This window comes from Streptomyces sp. NRRL WC-3618 (genome assembly GCF_001280005.1).
In the GTDB taxonomy this organism is placed as follows: domain Bacteria; phylum Actinomycetota; class Actinomycetes; order Streptomycetales; family Streptomycetaceae; genus Streptomyces.
The window spans coordinates 1-1,251 of record NZ_LGDW01000240.1; the positions used below are offsets into that span (position 1 = coordinate 1).

Sequence of the window (1,251 nt, forward strand, 5' to 3'; positions counted from 1 at the left end):
GGCGCCGTCCGGCCAAGGGCGAACAGGCCCCGGAACCACCCTCGAACACCCCCACCCCCACCCCCTCCCCCGCCACCGCGGTCGGCCGTATCCCCGTCCTGGACGTCCGTCCCCTCGTCATGGGCGGGCGCCGTCCGGCGAAGGCGGTGGTCGGCGAGGCCTTCGAGGTGTCGGCCACCGTCTTCCGCGAGGGCCATGACGCGGTCGCCGCCAACGTCGTGCTCCGCGACCCGAAGGGCCGCGCCGGCCGCTGGACGCCGATGCGCGAACTCGCCCCGGGCACCGACCGCTGGGGCGCCATCGTCGAGGCCGACGCGCCCGGTGAGTGGACGTACACGGTGGAGGCGTGGGGCGACCCGATCAGCACGTGGCGGCACCACGCCGGCATCAAGATCCCGGCCGGGATCGACACGGAACTGGTGCTGGAGGAGGGCGCGCTGCTCTACGAGCGGGCCGCCGCCGGCGTACCGAAGAACAAGGGCAAACGGGACGTGCTCCTGGCCGCCGCCGAGGCCCTCCGGGACGTCGAACGCCCCGCGCCGGCCCGGCTGTCGGCGGCCCTCACCCCCGCCGTCAACAAGGTGCTGCGTCGGTATCCGCTGCGTGAGCTGGTGACGTCGAGTGAGGCGTTGGCGCTGGTGGTGGAGCGGGAGCGGGCGCTGTACGGGGCCTGGTACGAGTTCTTTCCCCGGTCCGAGGGCACGCCGGAGCGGCCGCACGGGACGTTCAGGTCGGCGGCGCGGCGGTTGCCGGCGATCGCGGGGATGGGTTTCGACGTCGTGTATCTGCCGCCGATCCATCCGATCGGGCGCACCTTCCGCAAGGGCCCCAACAACACGTTGTCCGCGTCCGCGCAGGATGTGGGGGTGCCGTGGGCGATCGGTTCCGAGGACGGCGGTCATGACGCCGTCCACCCGGATCTGGGCACGCTGGACGACTTCGCCTTCTTCGTCGCGGAGGCGGGCCGGCACGGGATGGAGGTGGCGCTGGACTTCGCGCTGCAGTGCTCGCCGGACCATCCCTGGGTGCACAAGCATCCCCAGTGGTTCCATCACCGCCCGGACGGGACGATCGCGTACGCGGAGAACCCGCCGAAGAAGTACCAGGACATCTACCCCATCGCCTTCGACGCCGACCTGCCCGGTCTGGTCACGGAGACGGTGCGGGTGCTGCGGCACTGGATGGCGCACGGGGTGCGGATCTTCCGCGTCGACAACCCGCACACCAAGCCGGTCGTCTTCTGGGAACAGG

1 protein-coding gene is annotated in these 1,251 nt (G+C 72.0%); it reads left to right on the forward strand.

Annotated elements, in window-relative coordinates; translation table 11 throughout:
• Positions 1 to 1,251 (forward strand): maltotransferase domain-containing protein (locus ADL01_RS21410; RefSeq protein WP_420719733.1); only part of this gene is annotated, 1,251 nt, incomplete at both ends.